General features: G+C 39.8%; 18 protein-coding genes and 2 pseudogenes. 1 reads left to right on the forward strand and 19 read right to left on the reverse strand.

Features of this window, described 5'->3' with window-relative positions; genetic code table 11:
• Positions 1-83: 83 nt before the first annotated feature.
• The 14 genes from J416_RS09150 to J416_RS09215 form a co-directional block, all read right to left on the reverse strand.
• Complete coding sequence (locus J416_RS09150) at positions 84-1,547, reverse strand: PH domain-containing protein (RefSeq protein ID WP_003469163.1); 1,464 nt, start codon at positions 1,545-1,547, stop codon at positions 84-86.
• The gene (locus J416_RS09155) at positions 1,540-2,022 is read right to left on the reverse strand and encodes a PH domain-containing protein (RefSeq protein WP_003469164.1); all 483 of its coding nucleotides are present in this window, start codon (positions 2,020-2,022) and stop codon (positions 1,540-1,542) included. Before J416_RS09155 ends, J416_RS09150 begins: the two co-directional genes overlap by 8 nt.
• A gap of 66 nt (positions 2,023-2,088) precedes the next feature.
• Positions 2,089-2,688 (reverse strand): ABC transporter ATP-binding protein, encoded by a 600-nt coding sequence (locus tag J416_RS09160; protein WP_003469167.1) that lies wholly within the window; start codon positions 2,686-2,688, stop codon positions 2,089-2,091.
• Positions 2,689-3,441: an ATP-binding cassette domain-containing protein gene (locus tag J416_RS09165; protein WP_003469171.1), complete on the reverse strand. Its 753-nt coding sequence runs from the start codon at positions 3,439-3,441 to the stop codon at positions 2,689-2,691.
• The gene (locus tag J416_RS09170; protein ID WP_003469173.1) at positions 3,419-4,228 is read right to left on the reverse strand and encodes an ABC transporter permease; all 810 of its coding nucleotides are present in this window, start codon (positions 4,226-4,228) and stop codon (positions 3,419-3,421) included. Before J416_RS09170 ends, J416_RS09165 begins: the two co-directional genes overlap by 23 nt.
• Positions 4,225-5,205 (reverse strand): ABC transporter permease, encoded by a 981-nt coding sequence (locus J416_RS09175; RefSeq protein ID WP_003469175.1) that lies wholly within the window; start codon positions 5,203-5,205, stop codon positions 4,225-4,227. Before J416_RS09175 ends, J416_RS09170 begins: the two co-directional genes overlap by 4 nt.
• A 21-nt stretch (positions 5,206-5,226) precedes the next feature.
• Positions 5,227-6,813, reverse strand: coding sequence for an ABC transporter substrate-binding protein (locus J416_RS09180; protein WP_003469178.1), 1,587 nt, complete (start codon positions 6,811-6,813; stop codon positions 5,227-5,229).
• Positions 6,814-7,221: 408 nt separating this feature from the next.
• The gene (gene larB, locus J416_RS09185) at positions 7,222-7,989 is read right to left on the reverse strand and encodes a nickel pincer cofactor biosynthesis protein LarB (protein ID WP_003469179.1); all 768 of its coding nucleotides are present in this window, start codon (positions 7,987-7,989) and stop codon (positions 7,222-7,224) included.
• A gap of 18 nt (positions 7,990-8,007) precedes the next feature.
• Positions 8,008-9,471, reverse strand: a complete 1,464-nt coding sequence (locus J416_RS09190; RefSeq protein WP_003469181.1) for a gluconokinase — start codon at positions 9,469-9,471, stop codon at positions 8,008-8,010.
• 56 nt (positions 9,472-9,527) lie between these two features.
• The gene (gene larE, locus J416_RS09195; RefSeq protein WP_003469184.1) at positions 9,528-10,328 is read right to left on the reverse strand and encodes an ATP-dependent sacrificial sulfur transferase LarE; all 801 of its coding nucleotides are present in this window, start codon (positions 10,326-10,328) and stop codon (positions 9,528-9,530) included.
• Between the two features lie 18 nt (positions 10,329-10,346).
• Positions 10,347-11,117: an SDR family oxidoreductase gene (locus J416_RS09200; RefSeq protein WP_003469185.1), complete on the reverse strand. Its 771-nt coding sequence runs from the start codon at positions 11,115-11,117 to the stop codon at positions 10,347-10,349.
• Between the two features lie 23 nt (positions 11,118-11,140).
• Positions 11,141-12,409, reverse strand: a complete 1,269-nt coding sequence (locus J416_RS09205; RefSeq protein ID WP_003469187.1) for a nickel pincer cofactor-dependent isomerase, group 22 — start codon at positions 12,407-12,409, stop codon at positions 11,141-11,143.
• Between the two features lie 54 nt (positions 12,410-12,463).
• Entirely contained in the window at positions 12,464-13,387 is a 924-nt protein-coding gene (locus tag J416_RS09210; RefSeq protein WP_003469189.1) for an AEC family transporter, read from the reverse strand.
• A 156-nt stretch (positions 13,388-13,543) separates the two neighbouring features.
• Positions 13,544-14,620 carry a Gfo/Idh/MocA family protein gene (locus J416_RS09215; RefSeq protein ID WP_003469192.1) on the reverse strand — a complete coding sequence of 359 codons (1,077 nt, stop codon included), beginning with the start codon at positions 14,618-14,620 and terminating at the stop codon, positions 13,544-13,546.
• A gap of 188 nt (positions 14,621-14,808) precedes the next feature.
• Between J416_RS09215 and J416_RS09220 the strand changes: the two are divergent.
• Positions 14,809-15,998: pseudogene (locus J416_RS09220) on the forward strand (M14 family metallopeptidase).
• 134 nt (positions 15,999-16,132) lie between these two features.
• On the opposite strand, the gene J416_RS09225 reads toward J416_RS09220, so the two are convergent.
• From J416_RS09225 to J416_RS09250, 5 genes and pseudogenes are all read right to left on the reverse strand, one after another.
• Positions 16,133-16,813 carry an NAD(P)H-dependent oxidoreductase gene (locus J416_RS09225; protein WP_003469198.1) on the reverse strand — a complete coding sequence of 227 codons (681 nt, stop codon included), beginning with the start codon at positions 16,811-16,813 and terminating at the stop codon, positions 16,133-16,135.
• A gap of 1,228 nt (positions 16,814-18,041) precedes the next feature.
• Entirely contained in the window at positions 18,042-18,959 is a 918-nt protein-coding gene (locus J416_RS09235) for an aldo/keto reductase (RefSeq protein WP_003469203.1), read from the reverse strand.
• Between the two features lie 127 nt (positions 18,960-19,086).
• Positions 19,087-19,956 (reverse strand): ROK family protein, encoded by an 870-nt coding sequence (locus J416_RS09240; RefSeq protein ID WP_003469206.1) that lies wholly within the window; start codon positions 19,954-19,956, stop codon positions 19,087-19,089.
• A gap of 1 nt (position 19,957) precedes the next feature.
• Positions 19,958-21,355 (reverse strand): glycoside hydrolase family 32 protein, encoded by a 1,398-nt coding sequence (locus tag J416_RS09245; RefSeq protein WP_003469209.1) that lies wholly within the window; start codon positions 21,353-21,355, stop codon positions 19,958-19,960.
• A 50-nt stretch (positions 21,356-21,405) separates the two neighbouring features.
• Positions 21,406-22,793: pseudogene (locus tag J416_RS09250) on the reverse strand (sucrose-specific PTS transporter subunit IIBC).
• Between the last annotated feature and the right edge of the window lie 119 nt (positions 22,794-22,912).

The raw sequence follows: 22,912 nt of genomic DNA on the forward strand, positions 1-22,912 counted from the left end.
TTCCCTTGTGAAAAATTTTACTCCTGATTCAAAAGATAGTCAACTAAAAATCGCCACTATTAAAGTGACGATTCACCATGTTGCTATATATCTTCGTTTCGATAAGAATACCAGTTAGCGATCCTGTCTACATCATGTTCATTCAATTCTTTTAAAATAAGATGTCTACCAGCAAAACGACTAAGAATAGCTGTATCTAGTGAAGCTAAATCCTGCTTTCGATGAAATATATGCTGTTTGAGCTTAAATGATTGCAATCGTTTATGATTCACAAACACTGTATCTTTATTGATTTTACGACTTTGTAAGGTGAGTTGATCCCCTTCAATTTGGTAACCTGCCACCTTATACTGAAAATAAGCAAGTATAAGCGCGAGTACAGTTATAACTAATGGAAGCACAATCCACTCGAAAGCAAAAATGCCTACAATCGTCGTTGCTATCAAAGGAAGAACCCCCATACGAACAAGATAATAAGGTAACGCTCGTTTCGGTACATGGGCCATTGACGATTGCGTATAACGATACTCTGGTAATAATTCTTCTAAAAATGCAGCGATTTGTTTTTTCCTTATTAACGGAAATAATATCGTATACATCTCTGGACTATTTGTCACCTCGCCACTAGCCACTTCAACATATAACGTAGCAAAACCTAATGGCTGACGAATGACAGTTTCATTGATTCCTACGGCTTGAATTCGTTTCAACGGTATGGTTGATTGTTTCTTTTCCAACAAGCCTCTTGTAATAAATAATTCTTTATCATAACGGGTAATTGTAAAATTCCAATATTGAACCAATGTCATCAATATGCCAAATGCCCAAAGTAATATGAAGAAAAAAATCGCAAGAAATATAAATGTAGGTATAGCCTGTTCAAATACCCAATTGGTTAAACGATTATAATAATGATCGGGAATTAATGACTCCAGTTCGGAAAAGGAAACCCCAATTAAACCAATGATCACACCAAAACTACCTGATGTAGAACCTGCAATGAATAACGACTGCAAACGAATCGTTTTCGAAGGATAATGTTTGGCATTTTTTTCGTTTTCAGTCTGATTCAACGGTTCCGATGCTTCATGATCCTGAGCGTTTTGATGCTTATTATATTTCAAATGATCGTGTAATGCTTTTCCTTCATGCATTCTCACAGCATGTAACTTCGCATCAATATTATGGTCATTGCCGGCTGTTTCAATTTGTACTTTCGTTAAACCGAAGATCCGATGAATGACACTTTGTGACAGATCAATGGATTGGATGCGATGTTTTGAGATCGTCCGCCTTTTTCGAATGAGGATTCCTTGCTCGATTCGAATTTGATCGTCTTCCACTTGATATGTATAACGAAACCAAGACAAGACTTGATAAATCACAATCAATACAAGAAACAAGCTTGTAGCAACTCCGAGTATCAACCAGGAGCGATCTCCTATAGCAATGATAAAAGGTGGTAATAAGCTAACAATCATCTGTCTAATGGTTTGAATCACCGTAAACAACATGGAAAGTGGATGAAGACGTTTCGGTTTAGACATCATCTTGCTCCACCCTCGCTAATTCTGAAATTTGATCACGTAAATCCGATGCTTCCGCTTCCAAAAGCGCTGGAATTTCATGTGTTGTCGCTGCAGTTGAAATTTCCAACGTAGCCAGACCATACTTTTTTAAAATCGGTCCTTGTTGAGTATCGACGTGTTGCACGCGAATCATAGGTACGAGCGTGCGTGTCACAATTAATATTCCATGTTGAATATAAATTTCTTGGTCAAATACTTCATATCTCCATCGCTTCCATCGTAAATTAGGAAGAATAATGGCCGAAAACACCCATAAAACAATGGTAAAAACGGCAAGCCCTGCACCAATCCAGTAATTAAAAAAATCAACAAATGATGGAAGGATTAATGAAGCCACAGTCAGTAATAAAGGAATGACCGTTACTAAATGTGCAGTTACTTTCCATGCCTTCACCGCATCTGCAGCAATCCGTTCAGTCGGTGGCAACCTCATAAAGTTTTCCCCTCTCTTCTTTTTTACTACCATTTATACGATAACATAGACGACGAGGATTCACATCTATTTTTTGGAAAGTGTTTCAAATGAAAGCGTGCGATCTGTCAATCGTTCGAGCAACTCGTAATGATGACTAATCGCGAGTATACCAATGCTTTCTGTTTTTGCAATTTGTCGTAAAACATCCCATATATCTGCTTGCGTGATCGGATCTAACATTGTCGTGATTTCATCAGCAATAATAAAGTCTGGACGTGTCATGAGGCATCTCGCAATACAAATTCGTTGCAATTCACCACCTGATAACTGATCAGGGAAACGCTTGAGCCATGACGAATGAATCTGTAAGCGTTCTAACCATTCATCATCGATAGGTCCAGCTTCTTCAAGCACTTTTTTAATACGCCATTTCGGATTTACGGCTTGTTCAGGATGTTGCCAAATCAGTTGAACCGGGTGAGGTTGTCGTTTATTCTGCACGCGATTTATAGTCCCTTCATCTGGTGTAAGATACCCTGCTACCACTTTAGCAAACGTTGATTTTCCGATACCGCTGTGACCAGTAAGTCCAACAATTTCACCCGGTTGTACCGACAAAGTGACATTTTGAAACAAATAACCTTTATTCGCTATATGATACGTTAGATTCGATATCGTCAGCATTTACGAACTCCCTGTAAAATCATTTTGTGGCAAAGCCTGCCATAGTTTTTTTGTATAAGGATGTTGCAACTGGTCGCCATCACCTGAAAAAGACGTTTGATCAGCCACTTCCACTATTTCGCCTTGATTCATGACAGCGATACGATCGGCTAGCTGCAATCCTACATCAAAGTCATGCGTAATGAAGAGGATCGTTTTTCCTGATTGTTGCAATTCTTGAAACAAAGTAATCACTTCTCGCTTGGTCGCCTCATCTAATCCTGGTGTAGGCTCATCTGCAATCACCACTTCAGCCTGTGTCGCAAACGCAATCGCAACAAGGACTCTTCTAGCTTCTCCACCTGACAATTGAAACGGATACTTGCTCGCCATTTCTTTCTGTAAGCCTAATCGTTGCAATAGCTCAAGCATCTTTTGCTCTGGGTTCATCTCTCGGATGACTTCGACAATTTGTTTTCCAACTTTCATAAGTGGATCTAATGCTTCAACAGATTGAGGAATATAGACAAGATTCGTCCCTCGATCATGGGTAGTGATGGGTCGCTTGTTATAATAAATCTCACCTGTTCGGTATAGATTTGTTGGAAGTAAGTGAAAAATACCTTGTGCTAGTAAACTTTTTCCTGATCCACTGGCACCCACTAATCCGAGCACCTCTCCCGGTTGTAACGAAAGCGTCACCTGATTCAATAATCGCTGCTCACTGACTCGGTGAACAATCGAAAGTTGATCAATTGTTAAAATAGGTTTCATACGAACGATCCCTTTCTATATAATGCTTCCATGTATTTGCAAACCATTGGAACAATACCACCATTACGAGAAGCGTTACACCTGGGAAAAAGGCAAGCCACCACATTCCCGATGATAAATATTGCATCGATTCTGATAAAATAACCCCAATCGCAGGTTCTTCAGCAGATAGCCCAAATCCTAAAAAAGTAATCGCTGCCTCATGTAAAATCGCATGAGGAAATATTAAGGTAAAACCAACCATCATTTGTGGTAATAGATGAGGCAAGAAATGATGCTTCGTTCGCCACCAAAATCCTTTCCCCAATTGCTTCGACATTTGTACATACGGCATTTCCTGTATCTGCAACCACTCGGCACGTAATACTCGGGTAATAACTGGCCAGTGCGTGAGCATGAGTCCAATCACCACTCCTCGAAAACCACCTCCTAACACGAATGAGATTAATATTAACGTAATCAGATGAGGGAGGCTTAAGAACAAGTCGATGAGCCAAGAGACGATATGATCGAGTACTGAATGAATAGAAGCTATAAAACTCAAGAAAAAACCTAAAGTTGTCGATAACAAGGCAGTAACGAAACCAATCGTTACGCTTAATTGAATGCCCTCTAGCGTACGAAGAAACATATCTCTACCTAGCCAATCCGTTCCAAATAGATGGGACCAGCTGGGGGACTCATTTTTCTCGGTTAATGCAATGGTGATACTCTCTTCCTGAATCATAATTGATAGACTATAAATGAAGAGAAACAGTACAAGCGGTATCCACAATTGTTTTCTCATGATGGTTTCTCTCCTCTACGTAACCGCGGATCTAATAAATAATAAAGCATATCCGCCAGCCAATTTCCTACAAACACAAACACCGCACTCATCACTACAATGGCTAAAAATAATGGCACGTCACCTTGAAGACCCGCATCGACCACTGCTTGAGCCAATCCAGGATAACTAAAGACTTGTTCTGCTAAAATCGCTCCACCAAATAATTCACCAAATGATGCAAAATGTACCGACACCGCAGGAATCATCACATGACGCAAACCATGTCGTATAAATAAGCGCATACCAAAAAGCCCATTCGCTCGCGCTTGAAGAATATGAGGCTGGCGCAACACATCGACTAGCTTTTGGCGTGTATGTAAACAAACATTCGATACCCCGACAACACTTAGTGTCATCGCAGGTAAGATCGCATGATACAGCCGATCCATAAAGGTAACTTCTGAACCAGTGATTCCAATAGGAGCACTTAATCCTGTCGGAAATATGCCCAACCATACAGAAAATACCATTAGCAATAATAGTCCTAACCAAAATCCAGGTGTAGATAAAAGTACATAACAATACCCTTTAATAAAGCGATCAAGCCATTTCCCTTCATTCATTGCGGCCAACGTTCCGAAGACCATACCAAAAATCCCTGATGATACCCATGCGATAGCAATGAGTAAAATGGATGAAAAAAAGCGATCGCTAATGACATCGAATACTGGCGTTCGGTAAATGAGCGATGTGCCAAAATCACCTGAAAGTAAGTTCGTCAACCATTGTTTATATTGAAGAAACATCGATTGATTCAATCCCCAATAACTTTGAATAGCTTCTCGTTGTTCTGGACTAATGAGAAGCATATCAGCGCCGATATACGCTCGTACGGGATCAATTGGCGATAGATAGACGAGCATAAACGTTAGGAAACTGACCGCAAATAATAAGGTGAATAACCGTATGGTTCGCTTGATGACAAATTCTTTCATTTGCACTCGTCTCCTCTCGATTTACTCGTTCAACGTCCAGTCTGTTATTAAATCAGTGATAGGCCAGCCATGTCCATGAGGCTGAACTTTTTGATTTCCTATATCTATATGCTCATTGATATAATAAACATGGTTTAGGTTCACTAACCAAACCCATGGCGCATCACCACGTACACTCATACCGGTTTCTCCATCCCATTGTGCTTTTTGCCAAAATTGATAAGCGACCTCTTCTGACTTCGCGTGCATGGCTTGTTCTAAATATTGATCGACTGTTGAGTTTTGATAGTAATTCGCATTGTAATAATCGATTCCTTGCATCTCAGAATGATAGAGCGAATATAATTCCACTGGATTATGACTTCCCCATCCCATCATCACTGGATGGGAATGCATGTTTTCTTCAATCACATTCCAACTAGCCCCTTCAGTCGTCACTTCAATGCCAAAGTTATTCATCATGTCAGCAAATACGAGAGATAACGATTGTCTCATTTGATCTTCTGAAGGGTAATAAAGCGTCATACTCGCACGCTGACCATTCTTTTTGAACACCCCATCTTCTCCACGAGACCAACCGGCTTCATTCAATATTTGTTCCGCCTTCGCTTGATTTGCATCGTTAATTGTTACTTGACTATTTTTCCAAGGTAGCCCATCTACAGTAGAATAGGCAACTGTCCCTTCACCATTTAACACGCCTTCAACCATCGCCTGACGATCAACTGCATAATTCATTGCTTTACGAATCGCTATATCCGATGTCACCGCATGTCCAACAGCCTCACCTTCTCCATTTGTCGTCGGCTCAAGGTAAGGTAACATGACCCCACGATTATCAACACTTCGTAACGATACACGTTTCATACCTGTAAAATCTTGATTCGCTTGCGTGATCGGTACTGAAACAACGTCTAATTCTCCTGCTTTGGCCGCTGCAATCGCTTGATCTTCAGCAATAAATAGGAAAGTGAGTTGTTCAAACGCTGGCTGACTTCCATAATAATGAGGATTCGGTTTTACAATTAATTGCTCCCCCTTCCGCCATTCGACCAACTGATAAGGACCGGAACCAATGGGGTTTTCAGCATAATTCTCATCATACGCATGCTCTGGGACAATACCTAACGTTTGTAACGTATAGACAAATGTCGATTGAGGTTCATGTAATGTGAATGTAACCTTGTAATCACTCATTTTTGTCATCGATTGTACATTTGTAAGATCGACAACAGATTGCGCTTTTTTCGCTGTTTGATATGTAAAAATGACATCGTCTATTGTTAATGCTTCACCATCTGAAAACTTGGCATCTTGTCGAATGGTTACTGTCCACTCAAGACCATCATTGGACACTGTGTAATCTGTAGCTACATCATAACCAATATCCATGTCTTTGTTTTGCTTTAATAATGTACTTTGAAACAATGGTGATCCATATCGTCCCCATCCTGTCGTCGGATCAAAGCCATCATCAGGTTCACCGCCTATGGCTAGGGTTAACTGATCATTCGGCTCACTTGCATTGGTTTCAGGTGTAGGTTTATTACTGCAAGCGACTAGTATACTGAAAATCAATAATACTAGTAATATATTATATTTTTTCATGATGAATAACTCCCTCACTTATCGATATTCGTCATTGATCAATTATATCATAGAGGTGTTGATTGAGAACACGTAATTGGAAGAAGTTTTACAAAAATCGCAGACCAAAAATTTTTTATGATAACCAGGAAAAGTTTCTAGATATAAGGTCGATTTCCCAGTAAAACTTGAATGACAAGGAAAACAGCACGTGATCTTGATTCGATTTCCGGGTCAACATACACATCCGTTCATTTTTCATGCCAACAGTATCTACTCAAGCATTTCAAAAGAAAAATTAAGTTTTCAATGCAAGTTCCGCTCCCATTTATTCTGTAAATATCTCCTTTCTCTGTAACATAAATAACGGTTCTCACTCATTGCTGCTTGCTGCAGATCACATTGAGATAAGAACCGTACGTCATATTTCTAATCTGTATTCACTTCAGATAATGATCGATTTGCGATTTGATGAATCATGATGGCATTATAAGCACCACCGAAACCATTATCGATATTGACTACACTGATTCCTGAAGCACAAGAATTTAACATGGTGAGCAATGCAGACAAGCCTTGAAAGTTAGCACCATAACCAACACTCGTCGGAACAGCGATGACCGGATGTGATACTAATCCTCCGACAACACTCGGTAGCGCTCCTTCCATACCAGCGATGACCACAGATACAGTCGCCTGACGAATCTCATGGATATGCTCGAATAATCGATGAATCCCTGCGACACCCACATCATAAAACCGCCTCACTTCTGCCCCAAAAGCTTCAGCTGTTTTCGCTGCTTCTTCTGCTACATGTAAATCAGACGTACCAGCACAAACAATTGCAACATATCCTCGCCACGCTTGGTGTCGCTCTTTGCCATTCGCAAGAAACAACGTACGTGATGTTTGATCATATGTGAATGCAGGCATTTGATTTTGAATATCTGCCGCTTTCTCTGCATCAACGCGTGTAACAAATACATTTTCCTGCTTTGCATTTATTGCCCGGGAAATATCGATAAGTTGTGACGGTTCTTTTCCTTCGCCATAGATCACTTCAGGAAAACCTTGACGTTTGGTGCGATGGTGGTCGACTTTAGCAAAACCTAAATTTTCAAATGTAGCTAGTTTTTCTTTAGCTTCATCTGCTGTTACATGTCCTTGTGCAACTTTGTGCAAAATATCTTCTAACATTTTAATCACAACCTTATGTTAAAAAAATCTAGTGATAGTTCTAGCCACATTGTGGTATGTCTGAAACATCTCTTGATATCGACGGTGGCGTTCTTCGTTTGGCTCTACGATGTAATTTATCGGTATATTTTCCTTAATTGATTCAAAAGATGGTACTTCACCAATCGCCACAAGTGACGTCCAAGCTGCGCCCCACGCTGCGGCATGATGTGTATCGGCAAGCTGAATCGGATGTCCAAATACATCCGCTACCATTTGTACCCAAAACGGTGATTTCGACAAGCCACCATTTACCGAGATGGTTTTCGGCTTTCCTGCAATGTCTTCTAATGATTGAGCGATTTGATACAAATTAAACGTGATTCCTTCTAATACGGCACGAACAAAATGCGCCCGTTGATGCGTCACTTGAAGACCATAAAAGTTACCTTTTGCGTTTTGATTCCACACCGGCGCACGCTCACCATTTACATAAGGCACAAATAACAAGCCATCAGAACCAATTTTGATTTCTTCTGCTTCTCGTAGTAGCTCCTCATGCGAACCGTTATATGTAAATAAGTCTTTGATCCATTGTAGAGCTATCCCACCATTATTGGTAGCACCACCGATAATGGATGAATGGGCCGTGAAAGCGTAACTAAATGTTTCTTGATTGTCATTCACATGTTGTCCTTCAATCAGTTGTCGAATGGCACCGCTCGTTCCAACTGTAATTGCAACCTCTCCTGATTGAATCGCTCCATTGCCAAGATTCGCTAATTGTCCATCAGCCGCACCGATCACGAGAGACACATCTTTTGATAAACCAATTTCCGTTTGAATATTAGATGATAATTCAGTGATGATTGCGGTTGGTTCCACAATGGTCGATAATTGTGAACGTGATATACCAGCTAGTTCAAGTGCTTCATCATCCCAGTCGAGTTGATGGATATTCATTAGTCCAGTAGCAGAAGCCATCGAATAATCTATAATTCGTTCACCTGACCATTGAAAAAGCAAGTATTCTTTCATCGACATATAATAGCTGGCTTCTTGGTAGGATGGATCTTGGACTTGTTTCATCCAAATTAATTTTAGCAGTGGTGACATAGGATGAATCGGTGTCCCCGTTTTTCGATATATACGTCGCTTAACGGAATCCTCTAGCTGCTCAACAACATCACTGCTTCGACCATCAGACCAAATCAACATATTTGATCGTGCCTTTCCTTGTTTATCCACACAAATGAGTGAATGCATCGCACAAGAAATACCGATGGAAAGCACATGCGTATTGGATAATTTCGAGAGCAATGTGTTTAATACGAAACGTGTTTGTTTCTCAATCACATCAGGATCTTGCTCAGCATAGCCAGATTTCGGATAAAGGGTCTCGATCTGTTCTTCTGATTCAGCCAACACGTTTCCCGTTAGATTAAAGGCAACTGCTTTTACACTCGTCGTTCCGAGATCAAGTCCAATGACTGCTTTGCTCATCGTTTGTTCCTCCTCATCTAGTAAAACCATCACCAAGTATTGAAGGACTTCCTCGTTTATGACAATGCTTTGTTCATACTGCCACTTTTATAACCTACTAAGTCCATGGTGACATATTTATATCCATAGCTCTGCAGTTTTTCCGTAATTCGCTGATGATTTGCTAGTAGTTTTTGCATATCTTGAGGTTCGACTTCGATTCTAGCTATCTCTTCATGCGTCCGAACTCTCACCTGACGGATACCAACTGTTTTTAAAAATGCTTCTGACTTTTCAACTTTTGATAATTTTGCTTGTGTAATTTTCTCTCCATAAGCTATCCTTGAAGATAAACAAGCAAAAGATGGTTTATTCCAAGTATCGAGCTCCATTTCCTTTGACAGCTCACGAATTTCTTCTTTATATAAAGTCGCTTCCGCTAACGGTCCACGTACACCTTGCTCTTTTGCTGCTTGCATTCCTGGGCGATACTCGCTTAAATCATCAGCAATTACACCATAGACGATATTCTTATAACCTTTATCCTCCATAATTGGAACGAGGTGATCAAATAAACTATTCTTACAAAAATAACACCTGTTTTTATCATTTTCCGTATAACCAGGTATGGCGAGTTCACTTGTTTCTATGACTTGGTGTCTAGCACCTATTTTTTTCGCCAAACGTTTTGCTTCTTCTAATTCACTTGTCGGATATGTTTCAGAGTCAGCGGTTACGGCTAATACGTTATCTACACCGAGTGTATCAACAGCCACTTTTAATAACAGCGTACTATCAACACCACCTGAGTAGGCAACAACAATTCTTTTCATATCTTGGAGAATCGAGACTAGTTTCCGATACTTTTGCTCAACCATTATTCGATCTCCTTTCTATTATATCGTCATACTGCCAAATCCACCATCTACACGAAGCAATTCACCCGTCACAAAACCGCTCGCTTTATCGGAAGCTAAATAAACCGCAGCACCTTGCAATTCTTCTGGTTCACCAAAACGATTCAACGGTGTATGTCCCATAATCTGATTGACACGCTCTTCACTTAATATTTTTCGATTCTGTTCGGCGGGGAAAAAGCCTGGAATAATCGCATTGACACGGATATTGTGCTCAGCAAAGTCACGAGCCAAAAATTGCGTCACATTATTAATCGCTGCTTTTGACGCAGAGTAAGTAAATACTTTCGATAATGGCGGACCTGATGATACGGATGAAATATTAATAATACTACCGCCACGATCCTGTTCAACCATTTTCTTAGCAAAAATTTGTGTAGCAAAAACCACGCCTCGTAAGTTGACGTCCATAATCTTATCCCATTCATCCGTCTTTAGTTCAAAGTAAGGTGTAGGACTATTCATACCTGGTGCATTCATGAGGATATCCCATCCTCCTGCCCAACCTTCAATTTCTTTAGCTACTTTTTCAACCGTCGATAAGTCACTGACATCAGCTTGAAAGGATCTTGCTTCGCCACCTGCTTCATTAATTTCTTTCGTTACTTCTTCAGCGGTCTCCATATTACGTCCGACAATCGCTACTTTCGCTCCGTGTTCAGCTAATCCCTTGGCGATTGATCCACCTAGCGTACTATTTCCCCCAAGTGCTACAGCTACTTTCCCCGTTAAATCAAATAGTCGACTCATAACATTTCTCCTTTTCATTCTTTTTATTGTAAATTTTCCTCTTGATCAAACGTAAGATCATACGTTTTTGATAACGGTTCCATATTTTCGTGTTGTTCCACTTCTTCGATCATATGTTCTGATACTTCTATCTCGCCGATATCCAAAGTATTTTTAATTCGAACGACTCGAGCTTTCGAAAAATCTAAGATGTTACAAGTCTTAATGGCAGCTTGAATCGCTGTTTTATCAGTTGGCATAGCAGTAGAAATATGTGTTGGTCCTACAACAGTTGACGTTAAACCATTCGCATAAGTAGCTTCACGATCCATCTTGTCAACTAATTTTTGCGTCGTAAAATCAGCTGTTCCAACACCATTCGCATTCCCACCCGTTTCTTCCGTTAGATCCAATACGACCATTTTCGTCACATCTGGACCGCCATAAGCATACGGTGTCGGATAACGACCAGTAATGTTTGGATCCATACCATCCCCACTTATGTTCTTACCAATCTCATCAATGACAAGCACATCGATTTGGTCGAAAAAGATTTTAGGTAGCGATCGCTTGGCATGTTTTTGCATCTCTGGCTCTCGTTCTTCAATTTCTTCAGCTCGTAATACTTCAAGGCTCGCCACTTTGTCAAAGGCATTCTCAACTGTTGCTACAGCAAACAATATCGGCATTTTGTCAATAATGATGTTGGCCATGGCTGGTACATGTTCAGCCATATGTTTAAAACCTAATTGATGACAAGCTTCAGCCCCTTTTTGCTTTCCGAGTCCAATACTAATCATTTTCTGAATACCACTTTCAACTGGCCCTCGAAATGCTGTATGCGGTTTCACACGATTGATAACCACAATTCCATCTGCTTCTGATGCCAAACGGTCAATATAGATCGGTAAACCATTCGCTAACTCGTCAATTTTCACAACTTCCATTGATGAACGAATAGGGGCACCAACGACTTCTTCTTTCACTCCGAGATGTTCTAGTACCCCCTTTTGTCCTGACCCCGTTGCGCCGCCGTGACTTCCCATGCATGGGACAATAAACGGTTTTGCCCCATGTTTTTTGAGAAAATCGATCGTTTCTTTCGTCATTTCAACTAAACGATCTAGTCCCCGACTGCCAACAGCGACTGCAATTTGCATTCCTGGTTGAATCTGTGTTTCTAGCTGTTTTTCGCGAAATTGTTCCTGCATCCGTTCCCCCACATGGTCAATTTGTGTATCGTCAAACGACTGTTTCACTTTGAGCATTTTGGGAATCGGAATATCTTTCACTAAATCATGTAGAATCCCCATTCATTGATCACTCCTTTGGCCAGCCTGTTCTTATATCTTTCAAACAAGACAGCACTAGAATAATAGTCTTGAAAAATAAACTACAAATGTTACTGTCACCATACTTGCCACTGTCGAGAATAAGACGGTTTGGGCTGCAAATTCTGGATGGCTCTTGTATTCTTCGGCAATAACCGCACTATTCACCGAAGTTGGCATGGCTGAAGCTATAAAAAGCGCTTGTGCCGTCATACCTTCTAATTGAAGAACATAGATAAGTCCCAGTGCAACAAGAGGGCCACCCATTAACCGTAATGCAATACTGGCATATACCGAAAATAACCCTTTACTTATTTTCAGTTTTGCCACTTGTGCACCTAGAGTTAGTAAAGCTAGTGCAACCATCGAATCGGCGATATAATTCGCTGGCACCCAGATTGGTTCGGGAATAGGTACATTCCAAGCATTCAGTAACACGCCAGCTACCATCGCATATAGAACCGGCATTTTAAAATATCCAAGTGCCGCTTTCCATTTGCCTTCTTCCCCTGCTCGCAATGAAAAGATGCCATACGAAAATAAGAAAATATTTTGCAAAGTTAACATAATCACTTGAATGGACATGGCAAATGCATCACCACGAAACACTAAATCATTTACTGGAACACCGTAATTGCCTGAGTTAAAAAACATCGTACTATTAACAAAAGTCGTTCGTTTTCCACCATTTATGTTCATCACTCTAGCAATCAACCAACTGATGACACCAAGTAAAGTAACAAGTAAGATAAAAAAGAAAAGAACGCGCAAAAATAAATCGAGTCCGAATGTTGCGTCATAGAGTTTAACAAAAATAAATCCCGGCACAACAAAATAAATATTTAGTTTGGCCAATGTTGCGAGATCTAGTTCAAATTTGATATGCAATGAGTAACCGATCGCCATTAATATGGCTACGGGGAGTAAAATATCCTTAAAGATGTATAAAAATTCTGTCATGCTCGACTTCCCCTTCATCAAATAACAACGTTGTTATTTATATAGTATCATAATTTTTTCAAAATGGAAATGTAAATTTTCGTGTTCTATACCATTATGTAGAGAAAGCTGTTTCAATCTATTATGCAAAACAACTTTCTCTTCTCTATGAAACGATTATTTCGTCACATAAATCGCTTTTTCCTGTGCTTTCAAACATAACTCGGCCGCTTTTAAGGCATGTTTTTGCGTCATCGCATGTTCGGTTCGATATATACAATCCTTGATCAATTGACCAAAGAAGGGATAACCAACTTTTCCGTTTAAGTCAAAATGCTGCTCACCTTCTTGATTGACTAAGTATAACTGATTCCCGCCTCTATCGCTTGCAAGATCAATATATTTACGTATTTCAATCATACCTTCTGTACCAAGAATAAATGTACGTCCATCTCCCCATGTCCGGAGCCCATCTGGTGTAAACCAGTCAACACGAAAGAACTGCGTAGCACCATTATCACCTACAAGTGTAGCATCACCATAATCATCTAACTCTGGATATGTTGGGTGATCATAGTTTCCTATTTTACTATGCAATACTTCGGCATCTTCACAACCAGTATAGAAAAGAAATTGTTCAATTTGGTGACTACCAATGTCACATAAAATGCCACCATACTTCTCTTTTTCAAAAAACCAGGTCGGGCGGGAAGATGCATTCAATCGATGCGGACCGAAACCTGTCACTTGAATAACTTTTCCAATCGCTCCTTGTTCGATTAACTGTCCAGCATAGACTGCGCTTTCGACATGCAACCTTTCGCTAAAATAGACCATATATTTTTGACCCGTTTCTTGAATCACCTCTTTGGTTTCTTCTAGCTGTTTCAGTGTTGTAAATGGAGTTTTATCGGTGAAGTAATCTTTTCCTGCCCGCATCACTCGATGACCCAATGTACTCCGTTCTGATGGAATGGCTGCTGCAGTAACGAGTTTAATATCTGGGTCATGTAAAATTTCTTCCAAGGATTCGGCTTTTTTTGCTTGAGGAAATTTGTCTAAGAAGTTATTCACCTTTTCTTCATCGGCATCATAGACCCATTTCAAGGTCGCACCTGCTTCCAACAGTCCATTACATTGACCAAAGATGTGTCCGTGATCAAGGGCGACTGCCGCAAATTGAAACTCCCCTTCTTTAACAACTGGATTCGGCTTTCCTTGCGGTGCATAATTCATTCCATCCGCTTTACTCATGTGAACGAGACACTCCTTCCACAAATTTCTTCTCCACTAAATTGTAAATGGTTTGCACTCATTTTTCTATAATAATGTATTCCTTTTCATCATATCATTTATATGAGATAAAGTAGAATGAATTCTTTTTTCGTATGGTTTTTCATAAAATATATTGAAACGACAAATCATTATTCAGGAGTGAAGTCATGAAGGTACAAGTTCGTCAAGGTGATACGCTTTGGTACTATAGCCAGCTGTTCTCAATTCCTTTACCAATCATTGAGGCATCCAACCCAAACGTGAATCCCCATTCACTTACGATTGGTCAAACGATCGAAATACCAGGTTTTTTAGAAAAAGACTATCACATTAAGCCAAACGACACGTTATGGAATCTCGCCCAAACCCATCAACTTCCACTAGATGGCCTACAACTGGCGAATCCAGAAATCGATCCAAAAGAACTACAAATTGGGCAAACGCTACTAATCCCCCATCGTGTGACAGACATCATCATTACAGATATCAACCACTATACGTATGACAAAATGGTAAACGACATAAAACATCTCGTTTCGGTTTATCCATTTATTCAAAGTCAATCCATTGGTTCCTCTGTTTTAGGGAAAGACATCCTCGAACTCCAAATCGGTACAGGTACCAATCTGCGACACATAAATGGCTCTTTCCATGCCAATGAATGGATTACTACACCGGTAATTATGAAATTTCTCAATCAATATGCACTATCGCTGACAAATCATGAACCGATACGCGATTTACATGTACTCTCTTATTTTCAAAATACACAGTTATCTGTCGTACCAATGGTAAATCCCGATGGTGTCAACCTTGTTTTAAAAGGAAGTGAAGCTAGTGGCGAATGGAAAGAAGAAGTAATTTCAATGAATGATGGTCATCGTGATTTTTCGAATTGGAAGGCAAATATTCGCGGGGTCGATTTAAATAATCAATTTCCTGCTTTATGGGAAACTGAAACGACTCGTAAACCGACGTCACCTCAGCCACGAGATTTTCCCGGCAAGCGTCCATTAACTGAACCTGAAGCAATCGCCATGGCCAATTTAGCGCGACAACGTGATTTCCAAATCATAAACGCCTTCCACACACAAGGCGAAGTCATCTATTGGGGATATCAAGGATTAGAGCCTGCACATGCGAGATCGATTGTCGAAGAATATCAACGCGTGAGCGATATGAACCGATTCGTTATATAGATAGCTTTGCCGGTTACAAAGATTGGCTGATCCAAGAATTTCAGTTACCTAGTTACACCGTTGAATTAGGCACTGGCGTGAACCCCCTCCCTATTGAGCAATTTGACGAAATTTATCAGGAAACACTAGGCATAATGCTCGCAACACTGTATCTCTGATGGAAATATGAAGTTGAGAATAAATCTGCTGAAGTTGAGAATAAAATCGCGAAAGTCGAGAATAAATTCCATATATACAACAAGAAAAGAGTTTAGCAATTCTTTTGCTAAACTCTCCTCAACGATCATTACTTTTATTCGACCCATTTTACGACGTCATCAAATGGACGGCGTTTTTTCGGTGCTGGATCGTTCGCTCGATAACCGAATGCAGCCATCACTGAAATAGAGAAACTCTCATCATCGAGCAAGCCTTCTTCACGCAATAAATCATTCATCTCTTTCATTGGAAAACCTTCGATTGGACAAGAATCAATCCCAATTTGAGCAGCAGCTGTCATCATATTACCGAGCGCAATATACGTTTGTTTGGATGCCCAGTCAGCCATACGGTCTTCATCTTCCAAAATAGCGAAATCTTCTTTTTGAAAGTTTTCGACCATCTGTAATAAACCGTCTGCCGCTTCTTCTGGAAATTGTAATACATTTTTTAAGTGATCTTGTAAATAAGCGGAATCATAGCGCGTGTCCTTTTTCGTCCGTGCTAATACAATGACAAAGTGACTACAATCCATGATTTTTCCACGCGCGCCCCACGATGTTTCTTTAATTTTCTCACGTAGTGCTTCATTTTGAATGACTAAAAAGCGCCATGGTTCGAAACCAAATGAACTTGGTGAGAGATGTGCCGTTTCCATAATAAATTGGAAATCATCTTCAGGAATTGTTTTATTAGCATCGAATTTCTTCGTAGCATGTCGAAAATGGAAAGCATCAATAATCGCTTGTTTTGTTTCCTGTTTCTCTTGTGTCATTATAACTCCCCTTTGTCCTAAGATTCGCTATCTATTATAGGGAGTTTTTTGGAAAATCACGAGTAATTTGCTTATTTCATTTGTTTGTCATATAAAAGAATCGCGGTATCAAGATATCGATAGTCAAATGCATGAACATTCGCGAATTGCTGTTTAACCATGCTCGCTCGTTGTTATAACAATCTTTTATACAGTACCTCAGACATTTCTTTATTATGTAACTCTGTAAAATACATCATAGCTAATGCATTAACGGCTGGGGATTCATAACGAACAATAGGGTTTGGCATCACTTTGGCGATACCGCCCGTACCACTGATGGTGTGTATCCCATTGTTCGATCAACCATTCATGAAAAGCGTCTGGTTTGTCTTCCGTAAATTTTACATATTAGATCGCAATTAATAATTGATCAATGAGATTTACAGATTGTTGATGTCCCGATTGAAATGCTTGTATTTTACTATGATAGACTTCCTTGAAAAATGGTGATCCAATAGGGGATAAAGGCAACAGATTCAAAGTATATTGCAGTTTTTGATGGTGATAATCAACCTGAGCAGAAACCGTGAAGCATGTAGCTGGTGCAGTAGGATATGTAAAAACTATAAATGCGGATGCAAACATGTTGCCTCGATAGAACGGTCATCTAAAATATAAATATTGAGATCACCAGGATAATACAAAGCAACCAAAGCGTTTAAGGTATTCTTGAATAACAACTTCTTCATTATACACAGAAATAAATATAGCTACTGATGGATAACTCGATAATCATGTAATGTTAATAACAAAGATGATCCTTGATATTTTTCTAATTGCGATATTCGTTCATTGACCGCTGTAATAGTTTTGTTAATCGTTTCTAATAGTATTGAAATGATCAAAATAACAGCAGCATTTTGATAGTTTTTTTCAAGTTGTTTTTATTCATGACTACACACAACTTCTCTTGCTGTCTGAAATCTTGAACCCCTTATAGTTGTCATATAAATACTCTGTGACGAGCTTAATTTTAAATTCTTCACTATATTTAGCCATAAAAAATATTTAGCCATAAAAACACCCCCGAAAGTTAGATTTTCAACTCTGACTTTCGGGGGTCGGTACCTTCGTACTTACACAGTTTTACTTAGTGCGGAGTCTCATTACTACCAAAAAATGCAGAGTACTAAAACCTATATCATCTTCTTCATATATCGTCAAGAATATTTTGTAAAAAATTATTCTATGGCAAATCATTTCCTGCCACGCGATATAAATCATACCATTCTTCTCGCGTCAAATGAATGTCTGATGCTTTTGCAATGCCGGCTAATCGCTCTGGATTCATGGTGCCGACGATCGTCTGAATGCGTGCGGGATGTCGTAAAATCCATGCCACTGCAATTGCGGATTTCGTTACCCCTTTTTTATCAGCGTATTCTTGCAGTTTCTCATTCAAAATCGGAAACTGATCATTATCAACAAATACACCTTCGAAGAAACCATGTTGGAATGGTGACCAAGCTTGGATGGTCATATCATTTAAACGGCTATAATCTAACACACTACCATCACGTACAATTGCCGGGTCATGTTCCATATTAACGTTTAAGCCAGCATCAATCATTGGAGTGAACATTAAACTAAGTTGCAATTGATTTGCAATTAAATCTTGATCTACATATTTCTTCAGTAATTCAATCTGCATGGGATTATGATTGCTCACACCAAAGTGGCGTACCTTTCCACTTTTCTCTAATTCATTAAATGCTTCTGCTACTTCTTCTGGTTCCATTAACGCATCCGGTCGATGTAATAATAAAATGTCTATGTAATCGGTTTTTAAGCGCTTCAAACTACCCTCGACAGATGAAATAATATGATCTTTTGAAAAATCAAAAAAACCATCACGAATGCCGCATTTCGTTTGGATGACCATCTTCTCACGAATGCTTGGATTCATCTCAATCGCATCAGCAAAAATTTCTTCAGATTTTCCCTTTCCATAAAGATCGGCATGATCAAACATGTTAATATCCTGTTCTAACGCATTTTCAATCACACGATTGGCTTCTGAGGTCGACAACTGATCCATCCGCATACAACCTAATGAAATATCACTTACTTCTAAACCACTATTCCCTAGCTCTAATCGTTTCATCTTTTTATCACCCCTTCGTCTTCAGTGTAGCACATATTCAAAATGTAAGCGATTCATAAATTCCATGAAAAAGAACTCACGCGAGAATTCCAACACTCAGGCGAGAAAAAATCGTCACTTACTATAATCAGTCTCTCATTGCCAAGTAAAGTGCACCTTTTACACCCGCTTCGTCAGTGAGACCAGGAGGGACAATATATTGATCAATTTCACGCTCCGTTACATACGGGGACGTCACATAGCCATTCAACATGTGTAAAACCTTCTCGCGAATGAATGGAAACAGCTGTTGTTGCTTCATGACACCACCACCGATGACGATTCGTTCAGGTGACAAAATATAAATATAATTTGTCAAAGCTTGTGCTAAATAATCAGCTTCCAGTTCCCATACTTGTTCGTTGTCTGCTAATTCTTTGGCACTTTTTCCCCAACGCTTTTCAATAGCTGGACCAGCTGCCAATCCTTCTAAGCAATCACCGTGATATGGGCAAGTTCCTTCATAGTCATCATTAGGATGTCGTCGCACTTTAATATGTCCCATTTCCGGGTGGGATAATCCTGTTAACGTCTGCCCGTGAAAATAAGCACCTGCGCCTATTCCTGTTCCGACAGTAATGTATAAGCAAGTATCGACATCACGCGCATTGCCCCATTTCGTTTCGGACATAGCAGCTACATTGACATCCGTATCAATAAAAACAGGCACGTCTAACGCTTCTTTTAACGTTCCGCCGAGTGGATAGTCAACCCAATCGGTTTTTGGCGTTTTCTGTAACGTTCCATAACTAGCACTCATTTCATTACAATCAATGGGGCCGAAACTACCTACACCAATGCGAGAAATTCCCTTATCCTCAAAAAATTCAATCACTTTCGGCATAGTGATATCCGGGTGTTCCGTCGAGATGGTCGTCTTCTCGACAATTTCACCTTGTTCTGTGCCAACAGCTAATACGAATTTAGTGCCGCCTGCTTCAATGGCTCCGATTCGCACATTAATCGCCTCCTCCTACACTTTTTCGTAATGACCATATCGATAATGTTCCTGATCCTTTCACTTCAAACGTTTCTTCATTGGGATCGGGAAACATTCGTGCCGAAAAGGTTAATGCGCCTCCATTCACAAACAACTCAATGGACGAATGATCGAGATAACAATGCAGCGAATGTAATGGTTCATTTAACATCCCTATACGCTCTTCTATCTCACCATTATCTAACCTCGGTCTTGTGAAACGGATGCTTTTCTCTGATGCATTATATTCCATTGTAGCATAACGAAAAATCGACATGTGAATATCCTTTTCTTTACTCACTTCAAAGTACCATTCACTAACGCGCGGTATGGGACCATTCCAATTGTCATAAAAAGTGTGTTCTTCCTTCGTTTCTCGTAATTCTTTTAATTCTGGGACAGGCTTTTGATATAATCGGTCACCCTCTCGTACTAATTCCCGTGGTATCGTTAACTGATGAATCCATTGATTAGAAATCGTTGGGTGATGTGGTTCATTATCATCTGCCATGCCCATCCAACCAAATAGTAATCGACGTCCATGCTCATCTTTTGTCGTTTGTGGTGCATAAAAGTCAAATCCTCGATCAAGTTCAACAAATGGGCCGTGCGTAAAGTCATCCTTCCACTCACCAATGACATATCCGGATTGATATGTGTTTTGATAATCGATGCCAGAAGCTGATAATCCTTGTGGTGAAAACAGTAAGATATCTTTTCCATCTAGCTGAAAATAATCAGGACACTCCCACATATAACCAAAGCCACTTGATAGTTCACCACGAAATGTCCAATCGTTCAGATCTTCTGATTCATACCACACAACACTTCCTTTTTCTTGGTCCGTTTGCGCTCCGATGACCATATACCATTTCGTACCTTCTTTCCATACTTTCGGATCTCGAAAATGGGCAGTATATCCATCAGGCACCTCTATCTGAACACCTTGTTTATGAAAGACTTGTCCGTCTGTTGATGTTGCCAAACATTGATAAGCTTCACGAACTTCATCATTTTTCACATTTCCAGTATAAAATAAATATAGTTTTCCTTCATGAACAATTGCACTACCAGAATAACAGCCATCCTTGTCATACCAACTACTCGGCGTGAGTGCGGGTGCTTCTAATTGCCAGTCTACGAGATTCTCAGAACGGACATGCCCCCAAAATTTCGCTCCATGAGCCGTATCAAATGGCATCCATTGAAAAAAAAGATGATACGTTCCATTCCATTGGATCCAACCATTCGGATCATTTAATAGACCGACAGGAGAAGCGATATGATATTGAGGATAATAAGGATCATTTTTTACTTGTTCTTGATGTTTTTTTCTATATTCTTCAGCTTTTTGTTTTAAATATTCGTCTTGATTCATAATGCCACCCTTTCTTGTAAATAGTATAGACCGGCATAAACCGGTCTTTACTAAGATGATTCATCTTTATAACCAAATAAGTAGGTTAAGATAAATGCTGTTGCAATCGATACAACATTGACAAGAATATACCAAAGAATTTGTTCATTTAAATATAGTAAAACCCCTGGAATCACCGTGACGGACATGCCGCTCGCTTCAAGATTGACAAGTGCTGCTAAAAATCCACCAGCACCTCCACCAATTAGTCCCATAATAAATGGTTTTCCGTAACGTAAATTTACACCGAATATTGCTGGCTCTGTAATTCCTAGAAAGGCGGATAACGACGACGGATAAGCTAATGCTTTCATTTTGGTCGCTTTACTTTTTACACCAACAGCTAATGCTGCCCCACCCTGTGCCGCAATTGATGCTGAAATCAGTGGATTGAATGGATTATTTCCTAAATTCTCTAACAATTGAATTTCTAAGAAGTTAAAGATGTGATGAACTCCAGTGATGACAATTATCTGATTAAAGAAACCAATAATGAGTCCACTCAAACCAAATGGTAATTCTAACAGTGCGCGTGTACCGTCAAAAATCCAATTTTCTACTAAGTGTAAAACAGGTCCCAGCGCAAATAGTGATAATGTAATCATTATAAGTAATACGAGAAAAGGCGTTACAATTAGGTCAAGTGCTTCGGGTACTCGCTTGCGGAAGAACTTTTCGATTTTTGCTCCAATAAAGCCAGCAAAAAAGGCTGGTAGAACGGAACCTTGATACCCGATGACCGGGATGAATCCTAAAAATTGAAGCGGGTCTGCATTACCTTCAGCGACTACCCATGCATTTGGCAGCGATGGCGATACGAGCATGAGCCTAATACTAATCCGATGACAGGAGTACCGCCAAACACGCGGAACGTTGACCATGCTACTAATGCTGGTAAGAAGACAAACGCGGTATCCGTCAGTACTTCCGTAAATAATAGAAAATTGTCAGAAATGCTGTCAGGGGTGAGCCCAAATAGCGCTAAAACTTTTTCATGTGTAATCAGGCCACGAAGCCCCATAAATAAACCTGTTGCAACAAGTACCGGAATAATCGGAACAAACACGTCACCAAATGTACGAATAGCTCGCTGAAAGCGCGTACCTTGATTGGCTGCTTCTTCCTTCATTTCCTCTTTCGAAGTGCCTGTAACACCAGATTCAGTTACTGCTTGATAGATATTGTTAACGGTACCGGTGCCAAAAATAATTTGGTATTGACCAGAATTATAAAAAGCTCCTTTCACTTTATCAATGTTTTCCACTTGTTCCACGTCGACCTGATCATGATCGTGAACCATAATTCGTAATCTTGTGGCACAATGGGTAATGGACTGTATATTGTCCTCTCCACCAATTGCTTCTACTACCTGATTGGCAATCTCTTGATTGCTTGCCATTGTTTCTCCCTCCTTTAATTTACGGGATCGATTCCACAATCGATAAAAATTAATCATTCCCCTAAATATGATGTCGTTTTCATTTTATGGGAACGATACCACAAAGAAACAAAGAAAAG

Origin of the sequence: Gracilibacillus halophilus YIM-C55.5, from assembly GCF_000359605.1 — a bacterium.
Classification (GTDB): domain Bacteria; phylum Bacillota; class Bacilli; order Bacillales; family Amphibacillaceae; genus Gracilibacillus; species Gracilibacillus halophilus.

What these genes read in the sequence shown, in the direction of transcription:
- J416_RS09150 (WP_003469163.1), bottom strand. Translation starts at nt 1,547, where the DNA reads ATGTCTAAACCGAAACGTCTTCATCCACTTTCCATGTTGTTTACGGTG.
- J416_RS09155 (WP_003469164.1), bottom strand. Translation starts at nt 2,022, where the DNA reads ATGAGGTTGCCACCGACTGAACGGATTGCTGCAGATGCGGTGAAGGCA.
- J416_RS09160 (WP_003469167.1), bottom strand. Translation starts at nt 2,688, where the DNA reads ATGCTGACGATATCGAATCTAACGTATCATATAGCGAATAAAGGTTAT.
- J416_RS09165 (WP_003469171.1), bottom strand. Translation starts at nt 3,441, where the DNA reads ATGAAACCTATTTTAACAATTGATCAACTTTCGATTGTTCACCGAGTC.
- J416_RS09170 (WP_003469173.1), bottom strand. Translation starts at nt 4,228, where the DNA reads ATGAGAAAACAATTGTGGATACCGCTTGTACTGTTTCTCTTCATTTAT.
- J416_RS09175 (WP_003469175.1), bottom strand. Translation starts at nt 5,205, where the DNA reads ATGAAAGAATTTGTCATCAAGCGAACCATACGGTTATTCACCTTATTA.
- J416_RS09180 (WP_003469178.1), bottom strand. Translation starts at nt 6,813, where the DNA reads ATGAAAAAATATAATATATTACTAGTATTATTGATTTTCAGTATACTA.
- larB (WP_003469179.1), bottom strand. Translation starts at nt 7,989, where the DNA reads ATGTTAGAAGATATTTTGCACAAAGTTGCACAAGGACATGTAACAGCA.
- J416_RS09190 (WP_003469181.1), bottom strand. Translation starts at nt 9,471, where the DNA reads ATGAGCAAAGCAGTCATTGGACTTGATCTCGGAACGACGAGTGTAAAA.
- larE (WP_003469184.1), bottom strand. Translation starts at nt 10,328, where the DNA reads ATGGTTGAGCAAAAGTATCGGAAACTAGTCTCGATTCTCCAAGATATG.
- J416_RS09200 (WP_003469185.1), bottom strand. Translation starts at nt 11,117, where the DNA reads ATGAGTCGACTATTTGATTTAACGGGGAAAGTAGCTGTAGCACTTGGG.
- J416_RS09205 (WP_003469187.1), bottom strand. Translation starts at nt 12,409, where the DNA reads ATGGGGATTCTACATGATTTAGTGAAAGATATTCCGATTCCCAAAATG.
- J416_RS09210 (WP_003469189.1), bottom strand. Translation starts at nt 13,387, where the DNA reads ATGACAGAATTTTTATACATCTTTAAGGATATTTTACTCCCCGTAGCC.
- J416_RS09215 (WP_003469192.1), bottom strand. Translation starts at nt 14,620, where the DNA reads ATGAGTAAAGCGGATGGAATGAATTATGCACCGCAAGGAAAGCCGAAT.
- J416_RS09225 (WP_003469198.1), bottom strand. Translation starts at nt 16,813, where the DNA reads ATGACACAAGAGAAACAGGAAACAAAACAAGCGATTATTGATGCTTTC.
- J416_RS09235 (WP_003469203.1), bottom strand. Translation starts at nt 18,959, where the DNA reads ATGAAACGATTAGAGCTAGGGAATAGTGGTTTAGAAGTAAGTGATATT.
- J416_RS09245 (WP_003469209.1), bottom strand. Translation starts at nt 21,355, where the DNA reads ATGAATCAAGACGAATATTTAAAACAAAAAGCTGAAGAATATAGAAAA.